Annotated in this window: 23 protein-coding genes; 6 read left to right on the top strand and 17 right to left on the bottom strand. The window is 57.7% G+C overall.

Features of this window, described 5'->3' with window-relative positions:
- Positions 1 to 204 precede the first annotated feature (204 nt).
- Together sseA and HMPREF3096_RS16015 are read left to right on the top strand one after the other, a co-directional pair.
- Entirely contained in the window at positions 205 to 1,062 is an 858-nt protein-coding gene (gene sseA, locus HMPREF3096_RS16020) for a 3-mercaptopyruvate sulfurtransferase (protein WP_012967442.1), read from the top strand.
- Positions 1,063 to 1,288: 226 nt separating this feature from the next.
- Complete coding sequence (locus HMPREF3096_RS16015; protein ID WP_008803796.1) at positions 1,289 to 2,131, top strand: hypothetical protein; 843 nt, start codon at positions 1,289 to 1,291, stop codon at positions 2,129 to 2,131.
- A gap of 70 nt (positions 2,132 to 2,201) precedes the next feature.
- Here HMPREF3096_RS16015 and sseB read toward each other — a convergent pair whose 3' ends face one another.
- From sseB to trmJ, 11 genes are all read right to left on the bottom strand, one after another.
- Positions 2,202 to 2,978 carry an enhanced serine sensitivity protein SseB gene (sseB, locus tag HMPREF3096_RS16010; protein ID WP_032730944.1) on the bottom strand — a complete coding sequence of 259 codons (777 nt, stop codon included), beginning with the start codon at positions 2,976 to 2,978 and terminating at the stop codon, positions 2,202 to 2,204.
- A 97-nt stretch (positions 2,979 to 3,075) separates the two neighbouring features.
- Positions 3,076 to 4,362, bottom strand: a complete 1,287-nt coding sequence (gene pepB, locus HMPREF3096_RS16005; protein ID WP_012967441.1) for an aminopeptidase PepB — start codon at positions 4,360 to 4,362, stop codon at positions 3,076 to 3,078.
- A gap of 107 nt (positions 4,363 to 4,469) precedes the next feature.
- Positions 4,470 to 4,670: a Fe-S cluster assembly protein IscX gene (gene iscX / locus HMPREF3096_RS16000; protein ID WP_032730945.1), complete on the bottom strand. Its 201-nt coding sequence runs from the start codon at positions 4,668 to 4,670 to the stop codon at positions 4,470 to 4,472.
- Between the two features lies 1 nt (position 4,671).
- Positions 4,672 to 5,007: an ISC system 2Fe-2S type ferredoxin gene (fdx, locus tag HMPREF3096_RS15995; protein ID WP_004201872.1), complete on the bottom strand. Its 336-nt coding sequence runs from the start codon at positions 5,005 to 5,007 to the stop codon at positions 4,672 to 4,674.
- A gap of 1 nt (position 5,008) precedes the next feature.
- Positions 5,009 to 6,859, bottom strand: a complete 1,851-nt coding sequence (hscA, locus tag HMPREF3096_RS15990; RefSeq protein ID WP_032730946.1) for a Fe-S protein assembly chaperone HscA — start codon at positions 6,857 to 6,859, stop codon at positions 5,009 to 5,011.
- A gap of 15 nt (positions 6,860 to 6,874) precedes the next feature.
- The gene (hscB, locus tag HMPREF3096_RS15985) at positions 6,875 to 7,390 is read right to left on the bottom strand and encodes a co-chaperone HscB (RefSeq protein WP_008803792.1); all 516 of its coding nucleotides are present in this window, start codon (positions 7,388 to 7,390) and stop codon (positions 6,875 to 6,877) included.
- 74 nt (positions 7,391 to 7,464) lie between these two features.
- A complete protein-coding gene (iscA, locus tag HMPREF3096_RS15980; protein WP_002913979.1) occupies positions 7,465 to 7,788 on the bottom strand; it encodes an iron-sulfur cluster assembly protein IscA in 324 nt (107 codons plus the stop codon).
- 17 nt (positions 7,789 to 7,805) lie between these two features.
- Positions 7,806 to 8,192, bottom strand: a complete 387-nt coding sequence (iscU, locus tag HMPREF3096_RS15975; RefSeq protein ID WP_002913991.1) for a Fe-S cluster assembly scaffold IscU — start codon at positions 8,190 to 8,192, stop codon at positions 7,806 to 7,808.
- Positions 8,193 to 8,218: 26 nt separating this feature from the next.
- Complete coding sequence (iscS, locus tag HMPREF3096_RS15970) at positions 8,219 to 9,433, bottom strand: cysteine desulfurase (protein ID WP_008803791.1); 1,215 nt, start codon at positions 9,431 to 9,433, stop codon at positions 8,219 to 8,221.
- 179 nt (positions 9,434 to 9,612) lie between these two features.
- Positions 9,613 to 10,104, bottom strand: coding sequence for a Fe-S cluster assembly transcriptional regulator IscR (gene iscR, locus HMPREF3096_RS15965; protein ID WP_008803790.1), 492 nt, complete (start codon positions 10,102 to 10,104; stop codon positions 9,613 to 9,615).
- 252 nt (positions 10,105 to 10,356) lie between these two features.
- Positions 10,357 to 11,091, bottom strand: a complete 735-nt coding sequence (gene trmJ, locus HMPREF3096_RS15960) for a tRNA (cytosine(32)/uridine(32)-2'-O)-methyltransferase TrmJ (RefSeq protein WP_008803789.1) — start codon at positions 11,089 to 11,091, stop codon at positions 10,357 to 10,359.
- A 120-nt stretch (positions 11,092 to 11,211) separates the two neighbouring features.
- Here trmJ and suhB point away from each other — a divergent pair, with 120 nt between their 5' ends.
- Positions 11,212 to 12,015, top strand: a complete 804-nt coding sequence (suhB, locus tag HMPREF3096_RS15955) for an inositol-1-monophosphatase (protein ID WP_008803788.1) — start codon at positions 11,212 to 11,214, stop codon at positions 12,013 to 12,015.
- Between the two features lie 46 nt (positions 12,016 to 12,061).
- Here suhB and HMPREF3096_RS15950 read toward each other — a convergent pair whose 3' ends face one another.
- The 3 genes from HMPREF3096_RS15950 to HMPREF3096_RS15940 all read right to left on the bottom strand — a co-directional run bounded on the left by HMPREF3096_RS15950 (position 12,062) and on the right by HMPREF3096_RS15940 (position 14,607).
- Positions 12,062 to 12,898 carry a hypothetical protein gene (locus HMPREF3096_RS15950; protein ID WP_032730948.1) on the bottom strand — a complete coding sequence of 279 codons (837 nt, stop codon included), beginning with the start codon at positions 12,896 to 12,898 and terminating at the stop codon, positions 12,062 to 12,064.
- Between the two features lie 99 nt (positions 12,899 to 12,997).
- Positions 12,998 to 13,978 carry a nickel/cobalt transporter gene (locus HMPREF3096_RS15945; RefSeq protein WP_023298076.1) on the bottom strand — a complete coding sequence of 327 codons (981 nt, stop codon included), beginning with the start codon at positions 13,976 to 13,978 and terminating at the stop codon, positions 12,998 to 13,000.
- The gene (locus HMPREF3096_RS15940; RefSeq protein ID WP_012967437.1) at positions 13,969 to 14,607 is read right to left on the bottom strand and encodes a DUF1007 family protein; all 639 of its coding nucleotides are present in this window, start codon (positions 14,605 to 14,607) and stop codon (positions 13,969 to 13,971) included. The genes HMPREF3096_RS15945 and HMPREF3096_RS15940 overlap by 10 nt, the downstream gene beginning before the upstream one ends.
- 124 nt (positions 14,608 to 14,731) lie before the next feature.
- Here HMPREF3096_RS15940 and csiE point away from each other — a divergent pair, with 124 nt between their 5' ends.
- Entirely contained in the window at positions 14,732 to 16,009 is a 1,278-nt protein-coding gene (gene csiE / locus HMPREF3096_RS15935; protein ID WP_012967436.1) for a stationary phase inducible protein CsiE, read from the top strand.
- On the opposite strand, the gene HMPREF3096_RS15930 is transcribed toward csiE, so the two are convergent.
- Positions 16,006 to 17,142: a 3-phenylpropionate MFS transporter gene (locus HMPREF3096_RS15930; protein WP_008803783.1), complete on the bottom strand. Its 1,137-nt coding sequence runs from the start codon at positions 17,140 to 17,142 to the stop codon at positions 16,006 to 16,008. The two genes, csiE and HMPREF3096_RS15930, sit on opposite strands and share 4 nt — an antisense overlap.
- Before the next feature lie 300 nt (positions 17,143 to 17,442).
- Here HMPREF3096_RS15930 and HMPREF3096_RS15925 point away from each other — a divergent pair, with 300 nt between their 5' ends.
- Positions 17,443 to 17,865 (top strand): DoxX family protein, encoded by a 423-nt coding sequence (locus HMPREF3096_RS15925; RefSeq protein WP_012540860.1) that lies wholly within the window; start codon positions 17,443 to 17,445, stop codon positions 17,863 to 17,865.
- A gap of 55 nt (positions 17,866 to 17,920) precedes the next feature.
- On the opposite strand, the gene glyA is transcribed toward HMPREF3096_RS15925, so the two are convergent.
- Complete coding sequence (glyA, locus tag HMPREF3096_RS15920) at positions 17,921 to 19,174, bottom strand: serine hydroxymethyltransferase (protein WP_008803781.1); 1,254 nt, start codon at positions 19,172 to 19,174, stop codon at positions 17,921 to 17,923.
- A 325-nt stretch (positions 19,175 to 19,499) separates the two neighbouring features.
- On the opposite strand from glyA, the gene hmpA reads away from it, so the two are divergent.
- Positions 19,500 to 20,690, top strand: coding sequence for an NO-inducible flavohemoprotein (gene hmpA / locus HMPREF3096_RS15915; protein ID WP_032730949.1), 1,191 nt, complete (start codon positions 19,500 to 19,502; stop codon positions 20,688 to 20,690).
- 74 nt (positions 20,691 to 20,764) lie between these two features.
- Here hmpA and glnB read toward each other — a convergent pair whose 3' ends face one another.
- Positions 20,765 to 21,103, bottom strand: a complete 339-nt coding sequence (gene glnB, locus HMPREF3096_RS15910) for a nitrogen regulatory protein P-II (RefSeq protein ID WP_002914032.1) — start codon at positions 21,101 to 21,103, stop codon at positions 20,765 to 20,767.
- Between the last annotated feature and the right edge of the window lie 58 nt (positions 21,104 to 21,161).

The raw sequence follows: 21,161 nt of genomic DNA, 5'->3' as shown, positions 1-21,161 counted from the left end.
TTCTAACCCCTCGGCCGGTGGGCCTGATGCAAATTATCACTTTTTATTATGCGTTAAGGCGGCACTTCTCAACAGTGATGACGCGGGTTTCTGCCGATTAATCAGAAAAGTGCCGTGACGTCGTCCCCACTCTGACGTCCTTAACTTGTCAGCGTGAGATAAAACGCCGACAATTCAGTCATGAATTGTAAAACGGAGGCACCCATGTCCACCTCGTTTTTTGTCGCCGCCGACTGGCTGGCAGAACATATTGATGACCCGGAGATCCAGATTATCGACGCCCGTATGGCGCCCGCCGGGCAGGAGGCCCTGCGCGATATGGCCGCGGAATACCGCGCCGGCCACGTGCCGAACGCGCTGTTTTTCGATATTGAGGCGCTGTCCGATCACACCAGCCCGCTGCCGCATATGATGCCGCGCGCCGAGGCATTTGCCGTCGCCATGCGCGAGCTGGGCGTCTGCAGCGATAAGCACCTGGTGGTTTATGACGAAGGCAATCTGTTTTCCGCGCCTCGCGCCTGGTGGATGCTGCGCACCTTTGGCGTGGAGAAGGTGTCCATTCTGGCCGGTGGGCTGGAGGGCTGGCGACGTGACGAACTGCCGCTGGAGCAAGGCGTGCCCGAGGTGGCCGAAGGGGAATTCGACGTGCGTTTCGATCCCCAACAAATTAAGCGCCTGACCGACGTCCTGCTGGTCAGCCATGAAGGGTCGGCGCAGATTGTCGATGCGCGTCCGGCGGCCCGGTTTAACGGCCAGGCCGACGAACCGCGCCCGGGCCTGCGTCGCGGGCATATCCCCGGCGCGCTTAACGTGCCATGGACGGAGCTGGTGATTAACGGCGAACTGAAAACCGTCGACGAGCTGAACGACATCTTTTTACGTCAGGGTGTCGATTTTGAACGGCCAATCATCGCCAGCTGCGGATCGGGGGTGACGGCGGCGGTGGTCGTGCTGGCGCTCACCACGCTTGGCGTGAACGGCGTCTGCCTGTACGACGGCTCCTGGAGCGAATGGGGCGCGCGGAGCGATCTGCCGATTGAACCGGCCTCTGCCGCTCCGTAAACACGGCGTGACCGCGGGCCTCCCGTCCCGCGGTCACTAAATAATTTCTGATTTTCCCTCTCCCCTCCTTCTGCTTCTCGCTAAACCGGTTACTCTGTGCTGCCGCAGGGTTTGTACCTGCCGTATTCGCTTTGCCTGATGAGGAGGCAGAGCACCGGTACGGAATTCCTCAGGACTGATAGCGCATCCAGTCCGTCCCAATCTGATGTCACCACAAGGAGTGAAAATGGCATTAGTCTCTAACCCACATTCTGCTGATTCACCGCGCCGTCCCTGGCTGGGAGGCATAGCTGGCCTGCTGGCGGGCGGAGTCATTCTTTATTTTTGGCCGCAATGGAACCGGACATGGTTAAGCCTGGTGCCTGTGCCGGTTTCTGTTTATACCCGCTTTCTCGGGGTCACGCTGGAAGAGGTCCCGTTAATAACCTATGGTCACCAAGCGCTGCTGGGTTTTCTGATGGTGCTGCTCGCGCCCGGTTACGGTAAGTCGACCCTTGCCGCGTGGATGATGCATAACCCTGCGTCAAGCCGGCGCTGGCCCGGCGAGGTTCTCCGCGCCTGGGGCATAAAATTTGGCCTGCTGATTATCGTCTTTTGCAATCTGTTCTTTTTATCCCGGGTCGGATCCGGGACCCTGGCGTTATATATTTTTATTCTCCAGCACGTCAGCGTTGCCGCGGCGGTGGCGTCAGGGGTGCTGCTCCTGCGTGACGCCCGACGTCTGGCCCGCACGTTCGACGCTCAGCTGGCGGACCTGCGCCTCCTCGTGATACTCACTCTGGGGTTTCAGACGATTTTGCCGGCGCAGATCGCGCTGATGAGCGCCCGGGGCGTGAATACGCCGCTGGGCTGGTACATTGTTATCGCGCAAATGGCAGGGGTGTTACTGGCGTTTATGCTGGTCGGCGGGCTGGTGGCAGCGCTACGTTCTTTGCTGGGCGAGGAGAGATGTCGGGCATGGCGTGGGGATATGGCGCTCTTCAACGGCATTGTCACGCTGTGTGTGACGGGATTTCTTATCTATAACATGGCGTCAGCCTATCCGCGGATCTTTGCTGCGCTGCATTAACCCTGGCAAAGCCGATTTTCGGCCTCACACTGGAAGCATAAAGAAACAGCGGGGGCAGCCGCCCCCGCGGTCAGATAATGCGGTTTTGTTTGAAATCGCGCAGGAAGCTGCCCCAGCGCTTTTCATAGAACGGTGTGATATGGGCAATCATAAAGTGGCTGATGCCCTTCTCGCCTTCCACCACCTGACAAATATCGATCGGCTCATCGCCGGGCAGGGTATCGGTCGCCACGCTGCCGGTGGTCTGAATAATGGACTCGATATCCCCTTCCGCTTCAATACCTATCAGCAGATTAGCGGGCGCGTCGGCGTGCTCTTTGATCGAGCACAGGAACGCCCGCTTGACGGTTTTCAGCGTTTTGAACAGCGTGGTCAGCGAATCGACCATCTGCGCCGGCGGGTCAGCGACTTCAGACAATAACAGCGCTTCGCCCCCTTCCAGCACCGTCTGGGTGCTGAGCGGGCTGCCCTCTTCCCCGAGCAGATGGCTGATTTCACGCGGGGTGAACTCTTTGCCGCTCGGCAGCTTCGGGTTGAGGAACAGCGATTCGCCCAGCGTCATCGCCATCAGCGTACGGGCCGGCATCATCACGAAAGCCTGTTCGTCTTCCACCGCCTGCTGTAGCGCCTCCAGCGAGGTAAAGAACGGGATCACCGAGCTGCCGCCATCTTTTTCCCAGTGCTGCAGATCCAGCGCGCTGTCTTCGACAATCTGCTCACCATCGGCTGCACTGCCGGGTACCCAGACGGTCGCCTCCAGCAGCGCGCTGAAAAATGCCGGACGGTGGGCGGGCTCAGTCGCCGCTTTTTCCAGCAGGGTTTCTAATTCATTTTTCGTATCAGACATAGTTTGGCTACTTCACAATGAATTGCCCGGCGGCCATTCGTCCACGCGGGCATACGGTTTTCCTGGCCGGGTAAGCGTAGCGCCCCCGGCAAGGCCGTTACTCAGCCGTCAGCAGGTTAGCAATGGTACGCACGCCAAGACCCGTCGCGCCCGCCGACCACTGCTCAACGGCAGATTTACGGTAGGTTGCCGAACAGTCGATATGCAGCCAGCCCTGATGATAGTTTTCCACGAAGTGGGACAGGAAACCCGCCGCGGTACTGGCGCCAGCCGGATAGGCGGCACTGCCGGTGTTGTTCAGTTCAGCGAAGTTCGACGGCAGCTGGTTGCGGTGGAACTCGGCCAGCGGCAGACGCCAGAAGGCTTCGTTTTCCGCCTGGGCGCTCGCCAGCAGGCGATTCGCCAGCGCATCGTCAAAGCTGAACAGCGCGTGGTAGTCATTACCCAACGCGGTTTTCGCCGCGCCGGTCAGGGTGGCGGCATCGATGATCAGCGCCGGCTTCTGCGCCGAAGCGTCAATCAGGCCATCCGCCAGCACCAGGCGGCCTTCGGCGTCAGTGTTCATCACTTCAACGGTTTTGCCGTTACGATAATGAATAATATCGCCGAGTTTAAAGGCGTTACCGCTGATCAGGTTGTCGGCGCAGCACAGGTAGAGCTTCACGCGCTTGTTCAGCCCGCGGGTAATGGCAAAAGCCAGCGCGCCGGTGATGGTCGCCGCGCCGCCCATATCGGATTTCATTGAATCCATAAAGGCGCTCTGTTTGATGCTGTAGCCGCCGGAATCAAAAGTGATGCCTTTGCCCACCAGGCAGGCGTATACCGGGGCTTCTTTATCGCCGGTCGGGTTATAATCCAGCGCCAGCAGGACCGGCGGACGCTCGGAGCCGCGGCCTACGGTGTGCAGACCGAGATAGCCCTGCTCACGCAGATCTTCGCCTTTGGTGATGCGATAGCTCATCTGCTCGCCCGCCACGCTGCACAGCAGGTCCACGGCGCGCTGTGCCAGCTGCTCCGGGCCCAGCTCTTCCGCCGGCGCGTTGATGGTGTCGCGCACCCAGTCAATAATGGTCAGACGGTTGTCCAGCTCGCTACGCTGCGCATCGTCCAGGGTCGGCCATTCAACTTTACGGGTGCCTTTCGGACCTTTATAACCCGCCCAGAACGCCCACGCGCGGTCGGTGTCCCAGCCTTCGCCGCTTAACGCGACATGTTTGATGCCCATACCGTCAATTTTACGCGCCGCGCGTTGAATCAGGCCCAGGTCGTCTTTGCCGTTGAGATGCAGGGCGATGCCGTCGTTATTAATGCTGTAAGACGCCTTTTCTCCCCAGCGCGCATCGGCTGGCTGAGTAGAAAGCGTAATCTTCATGGCTTCGGTCATTATCATTATCCTTCTTAGCAAACGGGCCACCGTATGGCAGCCCGTAATGTTCTCTCGCTCGATGATTCATCCGACTTAATACCGTCGCATAAATCATAACGCGAAAATTATTCGGCTTCGTCTAACCAGACTAACAGAATCGCCTCGAGAATTTTTTCATTGGATGCGTTTGGGTCGTCATCGAACTCTTCCAGATCGCAAATCCACTGATGCATGTCGGTAAAGCGAACGGTTTTCGGATCGAGATCCGGATAAGTGTCGTACAGCGCTTCGCCGATTTCACGGCTGTCGGTCCATTTCAGTGCCATATTAATGCTCGCGTGCGTGGTTGATGGTGTAACGCGGGATCTCAACGACCAGATCTTCGTCGGTGACGCGCGCCTGACAGCTCAGGCGGCTGTCCGGTTCCAGTCCCCAGGCTTTATCCAGCATATCGTCTTCATCTTCGGTACTTTCCGCCAGCGAGTCAAAGCCTTCACGCACGATGCAGTGGCAGGTGGTGCAGGCACAGGATTTTTCGCAGGCGTGTTCAATCTCGATGCCGCTACGCAGCGCCGCATCCAGAATAGTTTCACCAGTCTCAGCTTCCACAACGATGCCATCCGGACACAGGTCCTGGTGGGGCAGAAATACAATTTTTGGCATTTTAAACCTCGTCCACGGATTGGCCTTTCAGCGCGATACGGACCGACTGATCCATACGGCGGGCGGCGAATTCCTGGGTTTGTGTGTCGATATTTTTAATCGCTTCTTTAATGGCGTCGGCGTCGTCGCCTGCCGCCGCGGCGCGTACCTGCTCCGCAGCAGCATCGATAGCCTGACGCTCCGCGGCGCTTAACAGCGCGGCGTCGGCGGCCAGCGCGCTTGTCAGGCTCTCCAGGATGCGGGCGGCTTCCACTTTCTGTTCAGCCAGCATGCGCGCCTGGACATCCTGTTCGGCATAGCTCATCGAATCTTTAATCATGGTGGCGATTTCGCCATCGGTCAGACCGTAAGACGGTTTCACCTGGATAGAGGCTTCCACGCCGGTCGATTTTTCCATCGCCGTGACGCTCAGCAGACCGTCGGCATCGACCTGGAAGGTGACGCGAATATGCGCCCCGCCCGCTGGCAGCGCCGGGATCCCGCGCAGCGCAAAACGCGCCAGCGAGCGGCAATCCTGCACCAGCTCACGCTCGCCCTGCATCACATGAATGGACATCGCCGTCTGACCATCTTTGAAGGTAGTAAACTCCTGCGCGCGGGCCACCGGAATGGTGGTATTACGCGGGATCACTTTCTCCACCAGGCCACCCATGGTCTCCAGCCCTAACGACAGCGGGATAACGTCGAGCAGCAGCAGTTCGCTGTCCGGCTTGTTGCCGACCAGAATATCCGCCTGAATCGCCGCGCCGATGGCGACGACTTTGTCCGGGTCGATGGAGGTCAGCGGGGTGCGGCCAAAGAATTCGCCAACGCGTTCGCGCACCAGCGGCACGCGAGTGGAACCGCCGACCATCACCACTTCCAGCACCTCTTGCGCCTCAACGCCGGCGTCTTTCAGCGCGCGACGGCAGGCCAGTAAAGTGCGTTTTACCAGCGGGGCAATCAGATCGTTAAACTGGCTGCGGGTGATATCGCCCTGCCAGCCGCCGACCTCGACGTGCGCTGCCTCGGCATCGCTGAGGGCGATTTTCGCCGCGATGGCGGCATCCAGCAGCTCACGCTGCAGGCGGTTATCGCTGCGGTCGCTGAAGCCCGCCTGCTCGCGCAGATAGTCGGCCAGCAGATGGTCGAAATCATCGCCGCCGAGCGCCGAGTCACCGCCGGTCGCCAGCACTTCAAACACCCCGCGGCTTAAGCGCAGAATGGAAATATCAAAGGTGCCGCCGCCGAGATCGTAGACCGCAATTACCCCTTCCTGACCGGAATCGAGGCCGTAGGCGATAGCCGCCGCGGTCGGCTCATTGAGCAGGCGCAGCACGTGCAGCCCCGCCAGACGCGCCGCGTCTTTGGTCCCCTGACGCTGAGCGTCGTCGAAATAAGCGGGAACGGTGATCACCACGCCGTCGAGTTCACCAGCCAGCGCTTCGGTTGCCCGGGCAGCCAGCGCTTTCAGGATGTCGGCGGAGACGCGAATCGGGTTCAGCAGGCCGCCGGCGGTCTGGATCATCGGCAGGCCGTTTTCACTGGCCTGCAGCTGATACGGCAGATGCGGGTAGCGGTTTTGAATATCGGCGAGGGAGCGCCCCATCATTCGCTTCACCGAGCTGATGGTATTGGCAGGATCCTGGGCGGCGTTAAGCCGGGCATCATAGCCGACGGTCAGCCCCGAAGCGTGGTAGTTCACCACCGACGGCAGCAGATAGCGGCCTTGATGGTCGGGCAAGGTTTCGGCCTGGCCGCTACGCACGGTAGCCACCAGAGAATTGGTGGTGCCCAGGTCGATACCGGCCGCCAGACGACGCTGGTGCGGCGCGGCGCTCAGGCCGGGCTCACTAATTTGTAATAAGGCCATAATTGCTTCCGAAAATTAAAAATCGAGCAGTTTTTCTTCGAGTTCTTCAGCACTGCTGCGCAGTTTATCAAGAAAACGGAGCTTACGTACCGTATCCGCCGCCGCCTCCCAGCTCTCATTATGCAATTGGTCAACCATCAGTTGATGGCGGGTATCAAACAGCGCTTTCACTCGTTTGATAAAGGCTTCCAGCCGCGCATCGTCTTTCGCCTTACCGATCTCGTCGAGCTCTTCGCGTAGCTCCAGCTGTTCCATCAGGAATGCGGTATCGCGAACGGTATGCTGCTCGCTGGCCAGATCGAAGCCATGAAGCGAGAGGAGGTATTCCGCCCGGGTCAACGGATGGCGCAGCGTCTGCCAGGCCTGGTTTATGGTCGCGGAATGCTGAACCGCCGCAAGCTGTTCCGCAGCAGGCGCGCTGGCAAATTTATCCGGATGGTACTGGCGCTGCAGATCCTGATACCGGACAGCCAGTTGTTCAAGCGAGAGGGTATAGCTGGCTGGTAACCCGAAGAGGGTGAAATAGTCCATAGTAACCTCAGGGTCATGCATCTAAATGAAAACCCCACGCGCGGCGTAACCGCGGTGGGGTTGGGGATGACCGATTATACGTTAAAGCTTTCGCCGCAGCCGCACTCGTCTTTGACGTTAGGGTTGGTGAACTTGAACCCTTCGTTGAGACCTTCTTTGACGAAGTCCAGCTGAGTGCCGTCGAGGAATTGCAGACTTTTGCCGTCGATCACGACCTTCACGCCTTTGTCTTCAAACACGGTGTCTTCTGCCGCCGGCTCGTCAACAAACTCCAGTACATAGGCCATACCCGAGCAGCCGGAGGTTCTCACGCCCAGGCGCAGGCCAAACCCTTTACCGCGGTTCGCCAGAAAGGCATTGACTCGCGCTGCAGCACTGTCGCTAAGAGTAATCGACATAACAAAACCTCAACTAATTATTTTGCTTCACGTTTGCTTTTGTAATCCGCAATCGCGGCTTTAATCGCGTCTTCCGCCAGAATAGAGCAGTGAATTTTCACCGGCGGCAGTTCCAGTTCATCGGCGATATCGGTGTTCTTGATCGCCTGCGCTTCGTCCAGGGATTTGCCCTTCACCCACTCGGTGACCAGGGAGCTGGAAGCGATGGCGGAACCGCAGCCGTAGGTTTTGAAGCGCGCGTCTTCAATGATACCTTCATTGTTGACTTTAATCTGCAACTTCATCACGTCGCCGCAGGCCGGCGCGCCGACCATACCGCTGCCGACGTTCTCGTCGCTGTTGTCAAAAGAGCCGACGTTGCGCGGATTCTCGTAATGATCGATAACTTTTTCGCTGTATGCCATGTTGAATTCTCCTTATCGGTGCCGAATTAGTGATGTGACCATTCAATACTGTTCAAATCCACGCCCTGCTTAAACATTTCCCACAGCGGAGAAAGATCGCGCAGACGGCCGATGGAGTTACGAACCAGTTTGATGGTGTAGTCAATCTCTTCTTCGGTAGTGAAACGACCTAAAGAGAAACGAATAGAGCTGTGCGCCAGTTCATCAGTCATGCCTAACGCGCGCAGCACGTAGGATGGCTCAAGGCTCGCGGAAGTACAGGCTGAACCGGAGGAAACCGCCAGGTCTTTCAGCGCCATAATCAGCGACTCACCTTCAACGTAGTTGAAGCTGACGTTAAGAATGTTCGGCGCGCCCTGCTCGAGGTCGCCGTTGAGATAAACTTCTTCCATATCCTTCACGCCGTTCCACAGACGGTTGCGCAGCGTGCGCAGACGCGCCATTTCGCTTTCCATCTCTTCTTTGGCGATACGGTAAGCTTCACCCATGCCGACGATCTGGTGAACAGGCAAAGTACCAGAACGCATACCGCGCTCGTGGCCACCGCCGTGCATCTGCGCTTCGATACGGATACGCGGTTTACGGCGAACGTACAGCGCGCCAATGCCTTTCGGACCATAGATTTTATGGCCGGAGAAGGACATCAGGTCCACCTTCAGCTGGCTCAGATCGATAGGCAGCTTGCCCACGCTCTGGGTGGCGTCTACGTGGTAAATGATACCGCGGGCGCGACACATCTCGCCGATGGTAGCGATATCCTGCACCACGCCGATTTCGTTATTCACATGCATGATGGAAACCAGGATGGTGTCGTCACGCATCGCCGCTTCCAGCTCTTTGAGATCGATAATCCCGTTGCGCTGCGGCGCCAGGTAGGTCACCTCGAAGCCTTCACGCTCCAGCTGACGGCAGGTATCCAGAACCGCTTTATGCTCGGTTTTGCTGGTGATGATGTGCTTGCCTTTTTTCTGATAAAAGTTGGCTGCACCCTTGATCGCCAGGTTGTCGGATTCAGTCGCACCAGAGGTAAAGACGATTTCGCGCGGGTCGGCACCGACCAGCTCGGCAATCTGATTGCGGGCGATATCAACCGCCTCTTCAGCCTGCCAGCCAAAACGGTGGGAACGGGAGGCCGGGTTACCAAAGGTCCCGTCCATGGTCAGGAACTGCATCATTTTCTCGGCAACACGCGGGTCCACCGGCGTGGTTGCGGAGTAATCGAGATAAATCGGTAATTTCATTGCTCTTAAACTCCGTACATCACTCAATGCAAGGAATCAGGCAACCGGCTTGATGTACGACCGAGTACACGGAATGCTGGCGCATCCCGGCCTGATTCTGAAAGCTCTTTATAATCGTTGTCCCGACCGTTTCGTGCTGCCTCGCCCTGTCAGCCGCAGTCCGAAACGGGACGGGTCACTCAGGCGCGCAGCTTAACGTTGATCGCGTCCTGGGTGCGCGCATTGCGCTGGGTTTCGTGCTGATGCTGACGGCCGGACACATCAAGGATCTCCTGGTTATTCACCAGTTCACCCAGGGTGATATTGTTCAGGAAGCCGGTCAGGCGTTCGCTCAAATCGCGCCACAGCGCGTGAGTCAGGCACTTATCGCCGCCCTGACAGCCGCCTTTGCCCTGGCAACGGGTCGCGTCAACGGATTCGTCTACCGCGCTGATCACTTCGCCGACGGCGATGCTGCTGGCATCTTTACCTAACAGATAACCACCGCCTGGACCACGAACGCTGGAAACCAGGCCATTTTTACGCAGGCGAGAGAACAGCTGTTCCAGATAGGAAAGCGAAATTCCCTGACGCTCTGAAATATCTGCCAACGGCACCGGGCCCGTTTCAGAGTTGAGCGCAACGTCAAGCATCGCGGTCACGGCATAACGCCCTTTAGATGTCAGTCTCATGTCTTACTTAACCTCAAACTCGCCCCTGGCCGGGCTTTTTATTAATATGGGTATTGCATAGCAGGGCCAAGTCTGACATTCCCGAGTAATTTGGTCAACTATTTACTTGACTGTTTTAGTCAGGTATTTGGCTTTCCGTGCCGTTATTAATTTCGAGCCGCTCCCGGGGTCGGCCAAAGGCCTCGCCCGGGCTACAACAGAGATGTAGATTCGTAGGCCGGATAAGCGAAGCGCCATCCGGCGTTAACGCGCTTACTTACCTTTATTCTGCTGCTCAATAGACGCCAGCATGCCGCGCAGAATGTTCAGCTCCTGGCTTTCCGGACGCGCGCGGGTGAACAGACGACGCAGCTTGTTCATCACCTGCCCCGGATGATTCGGGCGGATGAAGCCCGTCGCCAGCAGCGTCTGCTCAAGATGGCCGTAGAAACGCTCCAGATCGTCCACCAGCGGGTACGGCGCCTCTTCATGGTCAACCGCAGGCTGCGCCTGCTCCTGCGTCGCCAGCCAGGCCATCCGCACTTCATAAGCGATAACCTGCACCGCCATCGCCAGGTTCAACGAGCTGTACTCCGGGTTCGCGGCGATCGCCACGTGGTAGTGGCACTTCTGCAGCTCTTCGTTGGTCAGGCCAACGCGTTCGCGGCCAAAGACCAGCGCCACCGGCGCATGCTGCCCCTCGGCGACGCTTTTCAGGCCGCATTCGCGCGGATCGAGCATTGGCCACGGCAGTGTGCGGGAGCGCGCGCTGGTACCCACCACCAGGCTGCAGCCCGCCAGGGCTTCATCAAGGGTATCGACGATCTGCGCGTTGCCGATCACATCGCTGGCGCCCGCGGCGAGGGCTATCGCCTGTGAATCGGGTTTGACCAGTGGGTTGACCAGCCACAGGTTAGTTAAGCCCATGGTTTTCATCGCGCGGGCTACAGAGCCCATATTGCCGGTGTGGGAGGTTTCTACCAGTACGATTCGAATATTTTGCAGCATTATGGTTCTTCGGCTAAAGATTATTCGGGCATGCTACCATAAAACGGAGACATAAGCAGATTTCGCTGTTATTATATGCGCCGTTTTTTCCCGTTCTTTAACATCCAGTGAGAGAGACCGATGCATCCGATGCTGAACATCGCCGTGCGCGCCGCGCGCAAGGCGGGTAATTTAATTGCCAAGCACTACGAAACGCCAGACACCGTAGAAACCAGCCAGAAAGGCAGCAATGATTTTGTGACCAACGTCGATAAAGCCGCTGAAGCGATTATTATCGAAACCATTCGCAAATCTTACCCGCAGCACACCATTATCACCGAAGAAAGCGGTGAACACGCTGGTGAAGAGCAGGATGTTCAATGGGTTATCGATCCACTGGATGGCACCACCAACTTCGTTAAACGTCTGCCCCACTTCTCTGTTTCCATCGCCGTACGCATCAAAGGTCGTACTGAAGTCGCGGTGGTTTACGATCCGATGCGTAACGAACTGTTTACCGCGACCCGCGGCCAGGGCGCGCAGCTGAACGGCTACCGTCTGCGCGGCAGCAACGCTCGCGACCTCGACGGCACCATCATCGCGACCGGCTTCCCGTTCAAAGCGAAGCAGCACGCCACCACTTACATGAATATTCTCGGCAACATGTTTACCGAATGTGCCGACTTCCGTCGCACCGGCTCTGCCGCGCTGGATCTGGCCTATGTAGCCGCCGGCCGCGTTGACGGTTACTTTGAGATCGCCCTGAAGCCTTGGGATTTCGCCGCAGGCGAGCTGATCGCCCGTGAAGCTGGCGCGATTGTCTGCGACTTCACCGGTGGCCATAACTACCTGCTGACGGGCAACATCGTTGCCGGTAACCCGCGCGTGGTGAAAGCGATGCTGGCGAATATGCGTGAGCAGCTGAGCGATGCGCTGAAGCGTTAATCTCTTACAGATGTCAAAAAGGAAGCCGCGGCTTCCTTTTTTTATGTCATTTTATCATGTTGAGGATCTGGCGAATCACCGCATTGCCGCCGATGCACAGTACCGTCAGGCCGCTAAACAAGGCCAGCGGCCCGCGCCAGCGCAGGCAGCCCTGCGGTCCCAGCCAGCGCCGGAAACACAACGCTATTCCTACTGTCGCCAGGCGGGCTAACAGCACGCCGACCATCGCCGGAACCAGCAGCAGCCATCCCCACAGCGGCAACTCGAACTGCTGCGCACTGAGTAAAATCCATACCAGCTGAAACGGCAGATAAAAGCTCAGGGCAAAGATCAGCGGAATGCGAATATTGCTTGCCGGAGCGGAAACGCCTTGAAAGTCTCGCCAGCTATCGCGCAGCAGTATCCGAGCCAGCACCAGCGTGGCCAGATAGCAGACGTCGTTAAAGATGCCCACGAACTGCATCAGCCGATAGCTGGTCAGCTTCCCCATGAAAGCAAAACGCCAGAAAATGATCACCAGGAAACCGAACTGCAATACCCAGCTGCGCAGGATCCAATCGACCATCTCCCGTAGCGAAGGCTGATTATGCACAGCCCAGGCAACAATGGGCAGTTTACTGTGCCCGGGGTGGCAAAAAGCCATGACGAAACCCGACAGCGTTAAGGTGGCGTAGGCCACCAGCGGGATATCCCCGATACGCGACACCCCGAATCCCATGACATACGACATGGCGTGGTAGACGCGCACCAGATCTGACGGCCACCAGCTGGCCAGCGCCGGAAACCAGTAGACGATCGCCAGGCCCGCCAGCAGCCCGGCGGCACCGGCGCAGCCATAATAAAACCGCCCGCTCGGTGCGGAAGAAACGATATTTGCGGCCATAGCGACTCCTTGTCATCCGCCGAAAAGCGGAAAACTAGAGCATCGCTTCGCCAGCGGCAAGCACAGGCGCCCACTTTCGGATTTGCGCCCGGCGTCTGACTAAAACGGGCGGATCCCACCGCCGGCCGGGACCGCGGTGAACCACATCACTCCTGCCGCCGCCAGCAAAATCACGCCGCCGGCCAGCGCCAGCGTCAGCCAGCCCACCTGACGCCACAGCGGCGGCGCCTGATGCTGACCCAACTTCACCGCCAGCTGGCGAAAACTGTGCACCAGCAGCGCCAGCGCCGTGATGGTCAACGAGGTTCCCGCCGCCATCGCCAGCGCCGCCGCCATTCCCCAACTGAACACCCCGATCACCTTGCTGAACAGCAGCACCATGATCGCTCCCGAGCAGGGGCGCATGCCCATCGACAGGACGATCGCGGCGCGTGCCCGCCAGTCGTCGCCGCTCTGAAGCTGATCCGGCGCCGGGAGATGCTGATGCCCGCAGCCGCAATGCTCGTGATGAACATGATGTGGGGTAAAAGCGGTAAACGTTGGCCGGCTCAGCAGCAGACGCAGCTTTTTTAACGCCCGCCAGCACAGCAGCAAGCCTAATGCGCCCACCAGCAGATAGCTGCCCTTCTCCAGCCAGAAACTGCTGAGATGCAGCTGGCGCGCCGGCAGCTGCAGCAGCGCCAGCACCACGACCACCAGCGCGATGGCCACCAGCCCCTGTAATAAAGAGGCGGCCAGCGTCAGGTTAATGCTTGATTTCAGCTTCGAGGGATGGGTGGCGAGCCAGGTAGTAATGACAATTTTGCCATGGCCAGGCCCTAAGGCATGCACTACACCATAAACGAAACTGAACCCGAGCAGCGACAGGCCCGCCGCTGCCGGGTTCTCCGCCACCGCCTGCAGCAGGCGGCTGAGTTCCAGATTCAACGAGCGCTGCCAGACCGCGCTCTGCATCAGCACCTGCGGCCACACCCGCCATAGCCAAATGCCGCCGATGATGCTCACAGCCAGCAACAGCGCCAGCGGCCACAGCGCTTTCCAGCGCGAGGATCGCGCGCGGGGGGTGAAAATTACTGACATGTCAGGGTCACCTTCTGGGCAAAATAGCTGCCCAGCGCCATATCCTCCGGCGGCGCATCCGCTTTATCCAGCGACTGAGCGTACGAGAGCATTTTGTCGTTCGGTTTTGGCGTCATCACCGTTGCCTTACAGGCGGCCCGCAGCGCGGCGGGCAGGGAAAAATCGCTATCCTTGTCATAAAACATGTCGACGTAGTAGGTCGGGTCGAAGGTGGAAAAGGTAAACGTCTGCCCGGCAACGGGTTGCGGCGTCGCCAGCGGCAGCGTAAAGGTCAGTACCGCCTGCAGTCCGTCACGCTCGAGGCCATAGCCGTCGGGACGATTTTCAAATTTCACCCGCTGGCCGTTGTGCCACAGCTCGCTGAAATAGTGCTGGCCGAGTACGTTGGCCATCACCTCTGCCGCCAGCTTTTTCCATACTTCGCTGCCCGGTTTGGCGTTACCGGCGTCATAGAGCAGATCCGATGAGGTAATTTCATCCATGGTCCAGCGCATTTTAAACCCGCTCAGCAGACCGTCTTTAACCACCGGCTCGCTCTGCAAACTAATGAAGCTATGCGGATGCGCGGCGGCTGAAAATGATAAAACCATGAAAAACGCCGCGCTGGTGCATTGTTTCACTCTGTTCATCTGTTCCTCACGTGAAAAATTCTGTGAACTTCACCAGCAATCCTGAGCTAAAGCGGGCGTTTCGCCCTGCCCCCGCCTCTGCCATTGTCTATTCTTAGCGAAAACCCTAACTGGAACTTACCAGATGATGACCGTCATTGAACCACCATCTGCGCTTTCCAGTCCACAGCGCCGTAGCCAGGTGCTCCTGATGTTTTATCTGCCCGGACAGTCGGTGACGACTGAACGGCTTGGCAGGATCAACCTCGTTGATGAGACCACGGCCCGGCAGGATATTGAGGAGACCGGACGCGAAATTCAGCGTTACCACCGTTTGACCCTCCGGTCAGAGGTGGACGGCAGCTATCGGATTGAAGGCGCCGCGCTCGACCAACGTTTATGTCTGCTGCATGCGCTGCGGCGGGGGCTACGCCTCTGCCCGCAGTTCGTCAATCATCATTTTACCCCGGCCCTGAAAACGCAGCTTAAACAGGAAGGCATTGCCCGTACCTTATACGATGATACCAATCTGCAGGCGCTGGTGAACCGCTGCGCGCGGGCGCTCAATCGCCAGTTTGACTGCCGCGACGTGCAGTTTCTGCGCTTATATCTGCAGTACTGTCTGCTTGAGCATCACCGGGGATACTCTCCGGACTTCAATGATGAACAGCAGCGTTGGGCCCAGACCGCCGCCGAGTTTACCCTGGCGCAGGAGATTGTCCGCCACTGGCAGCGCCGGGTCGGCGCTCCGCCGCATGTTGGAGAGCCCTTCTTCCTCTCGCTACTGTTTATGTTGCTCAAAACCCCCGACCCGGTCCGCGACGGTCACCCGCACGATCGCCGCCTGCGACTGGCTATCTCCGGCCTGATCCATCGCTTCCAGGTCCTCGCCGGCAGGGCTTTCAGTGATGAGCAGGGGCTCAGCGATCAACTCTATATTCATTTATCGCAGGCGTTGATCCGCAGCGTGTTTGCCATCGGCATCGACAGCACGCTCACGGAGGAAGTGAGCCGGCTCTATCCTCGCTTACTGCGTACCACCCAGGCGGCATTGAGCGAATTCGAGGAAGCCTGGCACATCCGTTTTAATGAGGAAGAGACTGGCTTAATCGCGGTGATCTTTGGCGCCTGGCTGATGCAGAAAAGCGACCTGCACGAAAAACAGGTGCTGTTGCTAACCGATGACAACCCGGCTATAGAAGAGGCTCTGGAACAGCAGCTGCGCGAACTCACGCTGCTGCCGCTGAATATCAAATACCAGACCGTAGAGCGCTTTCAGAAGGAAGGTGCGCCCAAAGGGGTGACGCTTATCGTCACCCCTTATGCGACGGCGCTACCGCTGTTTTCGCCGCCGCTGATCCACGCGGAGAACTGCTTCACTGAACGCCAACAGCAGCATATCTGCGCGATGCTTGAGGACTAGGCCGCCACCGCTTTTGGCCGGATAATCAGCGCCGGGATCGTCAGCAGGGCCATTACCCAGAACACGCCCTGGTGCAGGTGCTGATAGAGGAAACCGGCGAAGACGGTCATGATGGCAATACTCCCGCCCATCGCCACCGCGGAGTAGACGGCCTGCAGGCGGATCACTTCGCTGCCCTGACGGGCGGCGATATAGCGCATCGCCGCCAAGTGACACACCGTGAAGGTGCCACAGTGAAGGATCTGCGCAAGGAGGAGTCCCGGCAGCGCCGTGGTCCAGCCCATCAGTCCCCAGCGAATCAGCCCGCAGACGGCGGAGAGCAGCAGCAGGTCGCGTGCGCTGAAGCGGCGGAACACCTTTTTACTCAACGCGAAGATCACCACTTCCGCCACCACGCCTAACGACCACAGATAACCGACCGCCGAGGCAGAATAGCCGGCCTGCTGCCAGTAGATGGCGCTAAAGCCGTAGTAGGCGGCGTGCGCCCCCTGTAGCAAACAGACGCAGGCGAGAAAGCGCCAGCTCTGGCGTACCAGCGTCAGCCAGGCCGTCAGTCCTGCTCCCTGCTGCTGGCGCGACTCCCCGTGGGGCATCACCGACGGCTTAAGCAGCATACCCAGCAGCATCGAGGCGACACCCAGGCTTAACATCAGCAGGATCGCCCGGTAGTCAAACAGACTGACCAGCTTGCCGGTCAGCGCCGAACCGATGACAAAGGCAATGGAGCCCCATAGCCGTACCCGGCCATAGTCCATGGTGATCTGCTTTTGCCAGGTATTGGCCAGGGCATCCGTCAGCGGCACCAGCGGCGAAAAGAACAGGTTGAAGCCGATGATGACCGCCAGCAGCCATGCCACGTGACTGCCGACCCAGAAGGCCAGCGCGAAAAGCAACGTTAACAGGGCCAGCACGCGCAACGCGGCAATGAGCCGGGAGGGATCGCTGACCCGCGGGGCAATCAGCAGGCTCCCAAGAAAACGGGCCACCAGGCCGGCGCCAAGCAACAGGCCGATGGTTTCCGGAGTCAGCCCGTTTCCGGCCAGCCAGACGCTCCAGAAGGGCAGAAAAATACCGTAGCTAAAAAAGTAGGTGAAATAACTGAGCGCCAGCCAGCGCGTGGAGTGCAAGACCATGATTTCCTCCCGAATGGTGGCGACAGTCTGGCGACAAACCCCATCTTGAGTAAACCGGTGTCTCACTCTCTATATGGAAGTTGAGTACATTTGTCTTTAAATCGTGACACACATCACAGAGCGAGCACCATCCTATCGCCGGTTGTATTAAATAAAATCCGATAACCGGGCATCAAAGTGCGAGCAACCCCGCAGCCAAATCCTGATGAAACGAAGCGCAACATTATTATTTTCTCTCCATGGCGGCGGGCAAATTTGTGTATTACGTTTAGATCACACTTCTCTCATAACGAGCTGATTATGAACACACTCCGCTATTTTGATTTTGGCGCTTCCCGCTCCTTGCTGCTGCTCATCGCCCGCATCGCCGTGGTGGTCCTGTTTATCCTTTTTGGTTATCCGAAACTGTTAGGCTTTGGCGGTACGGTGCAGTACATGGCCGCCTCCGGCGCGCCGATGCCGACGCTGGCGGCGATTATCGCTGTGATAATGGAGGTCCCTGCGGCGATCTTAATTGTGTTGGGCTTTTTCACCCGCCCGCTGGCGGTCATCTTTATTTTTTATACGCTGGGTACGGCGGTGATTGGCCATCATTACTGGGATATGACCGGCGATGCGGTATTGCCGAACATGATTAATTTCTGGAAAAACGTCAGTATTGCCGGCGCTTTTCTGCTGCTGGCGATTACCGGCCCCGGCGCGATTTCGCTCGACCGCCGCTAATCGGCAGACACAAAAAAGGCCGCAATCGCGGCCTTTTTTATTGCAACGTTAACGCTTACGCATAAACCGGGAAACGGGCGCAGATATCCAGCACTTTGCCTTTCACACGTTCAATGACCGCTTCGTCATTGATATTGTCCAGCACGTCACACATCCAGCCAGCCAGCTCTTTAACTTCCGCTTCTTTGAAGCCGCGGCGAGTCACAGCCGGAGAACCGATACGGATACCGGAAGTCACGAACGGGCTCTTCGGATCGTTCGGCACGCTGTTTTTGTTCACGGTGATGTTGGCGCGGCCCAGGGCGGCGTCAGCTTCTTTACCGGTCAGGTTTTTATCCACCAGATCCAGCAGGAACAGGTGGTTCTCAGTACCGCCAGAAACCACTTTGTAGCCGCGGTTCAGGAACACTTCCACCATCGCTTTGGCGTTTTTCGCAACCTGCTGCTGGTAAACTTTAAACTCTGGCTCCATCGCTTCTTTCAGCGCCACCGCTTTCGCCGCGATAACGTGCATCAGCGGGCCGCCCTGCGCGCTTGGGAACACGGCAGAGTTCAGTTTTTTGTACAGCTCTTCGCTACCGCCTTTCGCCAGGATCAGGCCGCCGCGCGGACCCGCCAGGGTTTTGTGGGTGGTGGTGGTCACAACGTGAGCATGCGGAACCGGGTTCGGATACACACCCGCGGCAATCAGGCCAGCCACGTGCGCCATATCGACGAACAGGTAAGCGCCGATGCTGTCGGCGATTTCACGCATTTTCGCCCAGTCAACGATACCGGAGTAAGCGGAGAAACCACCGATGATCATCTTCGGTTTGTGTTCCTGAGCCTGCTTCGCCATGTCGTCATAGTCAATTTTACCGGACTCATCAATACCGTAAGGGATGATGTTGTACAGTTTGCCGGAGAAGTTCACCGGAGAGCCGTGAGTCAGGTGGCCGCCCTGCGCCAGGTTCATACCGAGCACGGTATCGCCCGGCTGCAGCAGCGCGGTGTAGACCGCAAAGTTAGCCTGAGAGCCGGAGTGCGGCTGGACGTTAGCATAGTCAGCGCCGAACAGTTCTTTCGCGCGGTCGATAGCCAGTTGCTCAACCACGTCGACATATTCACAGCCGCCGTAGTAACGCTTGCCCGGATACCCTTCAGCATATTTGTTGGTCAGCTGAGAGCCCTGCGCCTGCATGACGCGCGGACTGGTGTAGTTTTCGGAGGCGATCAGTTCGATGTGCTCTTCCTGACGTACTTTTTCCTGCTCCATAGCCTGCCACAGTTCGGCATCATAATCGGCAATGTTCATTTCACGCTTTAACATCCGCATCTCCTGACTCAGCTAACAATAAAATTTCGGCCTAAAAAGGCGGTCCAATTGGACAACGGCCCACAGTATAACCTAATCATTCTGTGATAACAGGTCTTGACAAAGGATTTTACGCAAACGATTGGCTCCGCATGACACAAGGCTTTGAGCAATAACGTCTCTCTCATTATCAACGGATTTCTTTTCAGGTTTGTGATGCAAATTCTTCATGTTGTAACGGCATCGGGGTTAAGTGTTAAAGAACCATTTACATAGCAGGGTTATTTCTATAAGATGCATTTAAAATACATCAATAAGATAACACACAAGGAAGCACGCTATGCTCGACGCTCAAACCATCGCCACGGTCAAAGCCACCATCCCCCTGCTGGTAGAGACCGGCCCAAAGCTCACCGCCCATTTCTACGATCGTATGTTCGCGCATAATCCGGAGCTCAAAGAGATTTTCAACATGAGCAACCAGCGCAACGGCGATCAGCGCGAAGCGTTATTCAACGCCATTGCCGCCTACGCCAGCAATATCGATAACCTGCCCGCCCTGCTGCCGGCGGTGGAAAAAATCGCCCAGAAACACACCAGCTTCCAGATCAAACCGGAGCAGTACAACATCGTTGGCAGCCATCTGCTGGCGACCCTCGATGAAATGTTCAGCCCGGGTCAGGACGTGCTTGATGCCTGGGGAAAAGCTTACGGCGTGCTGGCGAACGTCTTTATCGGCCGCGAAGCAGAAATTTATCAGCAAAACGCCAGTAAAACCGGCGGCTGGGAAGGGACCCGCGCGTTCCGCATCGTGAAGAAAACCCCGCGCAGCCAGCTCATCACCAGCTTTGAGTTGGCTCCAGTCGACGGTCAGCCGGTCGCCGATTACCAGCCGGGGCAGTACCTGGCCATCTGGCTGAAACCGGAAGGCTTCGACTATCAGGAAATTCGTCAATACTCTTTAACCCGCAAAGCAGACGGCAAAGGCTACCGCATCGCGGTAAAACGTGAGGACGGCGGTCAGGTTTCCAGCTGGCTGCATAACCATGCCAGCGAAGGCGATGTGGTCTATTTAGCCGCCCCGGCGGGAGACTTCTTCCTTAACGTTGAACCACAGACGCCGGTCACCCTGCTCTCCGGGGGCGTCGGGCAAACGCCGATGCTGGCGATGCTGGATGCGCTGGCGAAGAGCGGTCATCAGGGTCAGGTGAACTGGTTCCATGCGGCGGAAAATGGCGACGTTCACGCCTTTGCCGATGAAGTGAGTGCGCTTGGCGCGGCGCTGCCGGCGTTTACCTCGCACGTGTGGTATCGCAACCCGAGCGAAGCCGACCGTCAGACTGGACGTTTTGATAGCGAAGGTTTGATGGATTTAGCGGCAGTGGCGGACAATATTCGCGCCCCGCAGATGCAGTTCTATCTCTGCGGCCCGGTAGCGTTTATGCAGTTTGCAGCGAAGCAGCTGGTAGAATTAGGGGTTAATAAAGACAACATTCATTACGAATGTTTCGGCCCGCATAAGGTCCTGTAAGCCCCGACGACGCGGGGATTTGGAGGCCGGGTAAGCGCAGCCTCACCCGGCAATACTGCAGCGAGCGGCGAGGATTAAATCGCCGCGTCGTCTTCTTCACCAGTACGGATACGAATGACCCGCGCGACGTCGAAGACAAAGATCTTGCCGTCGCCAATCTTGCCGGTCTGCGCCGTACGGATGATGGTATCCACACAGGTATCGACGATATCGTCGGTCACCACGATTTCAATTTTTACTTTTGGCAGAAAATCCACCATGTACTCCGCGCCGCGGTACAGCTCGGTATGACCTTTCTGGCGGCCAAAGCCCTTCACTTCCGTCACCGTCATCCCGGTGATGCCGACTTCGGCCAGCGCTTCACGCACGTCATCCAGTTTGAAAGGTTTAATAATCGCATCAATCTTTTTCATGGTGTTCCTGTCTTAGTCGCGTAACCGGTTGCTTACCGTATCATAACTTGCGCTATGC

The organism is Klebsiella sp. HMSC25G12 (genome assembly GCF_001807705.1).
Taxonomy (GTDB): Bacteria; Pseudomonadota; Gammaproteobacteria; order Enterobacterales; family Enterobacteriaceae; genus Klebsiella; species Klebsiella variicola.
The sequence above is the reverse complement of the archived record's forward strand: the minus strand, read 5'-3'. Positions and strand labels throughout refer to the sequence as shown.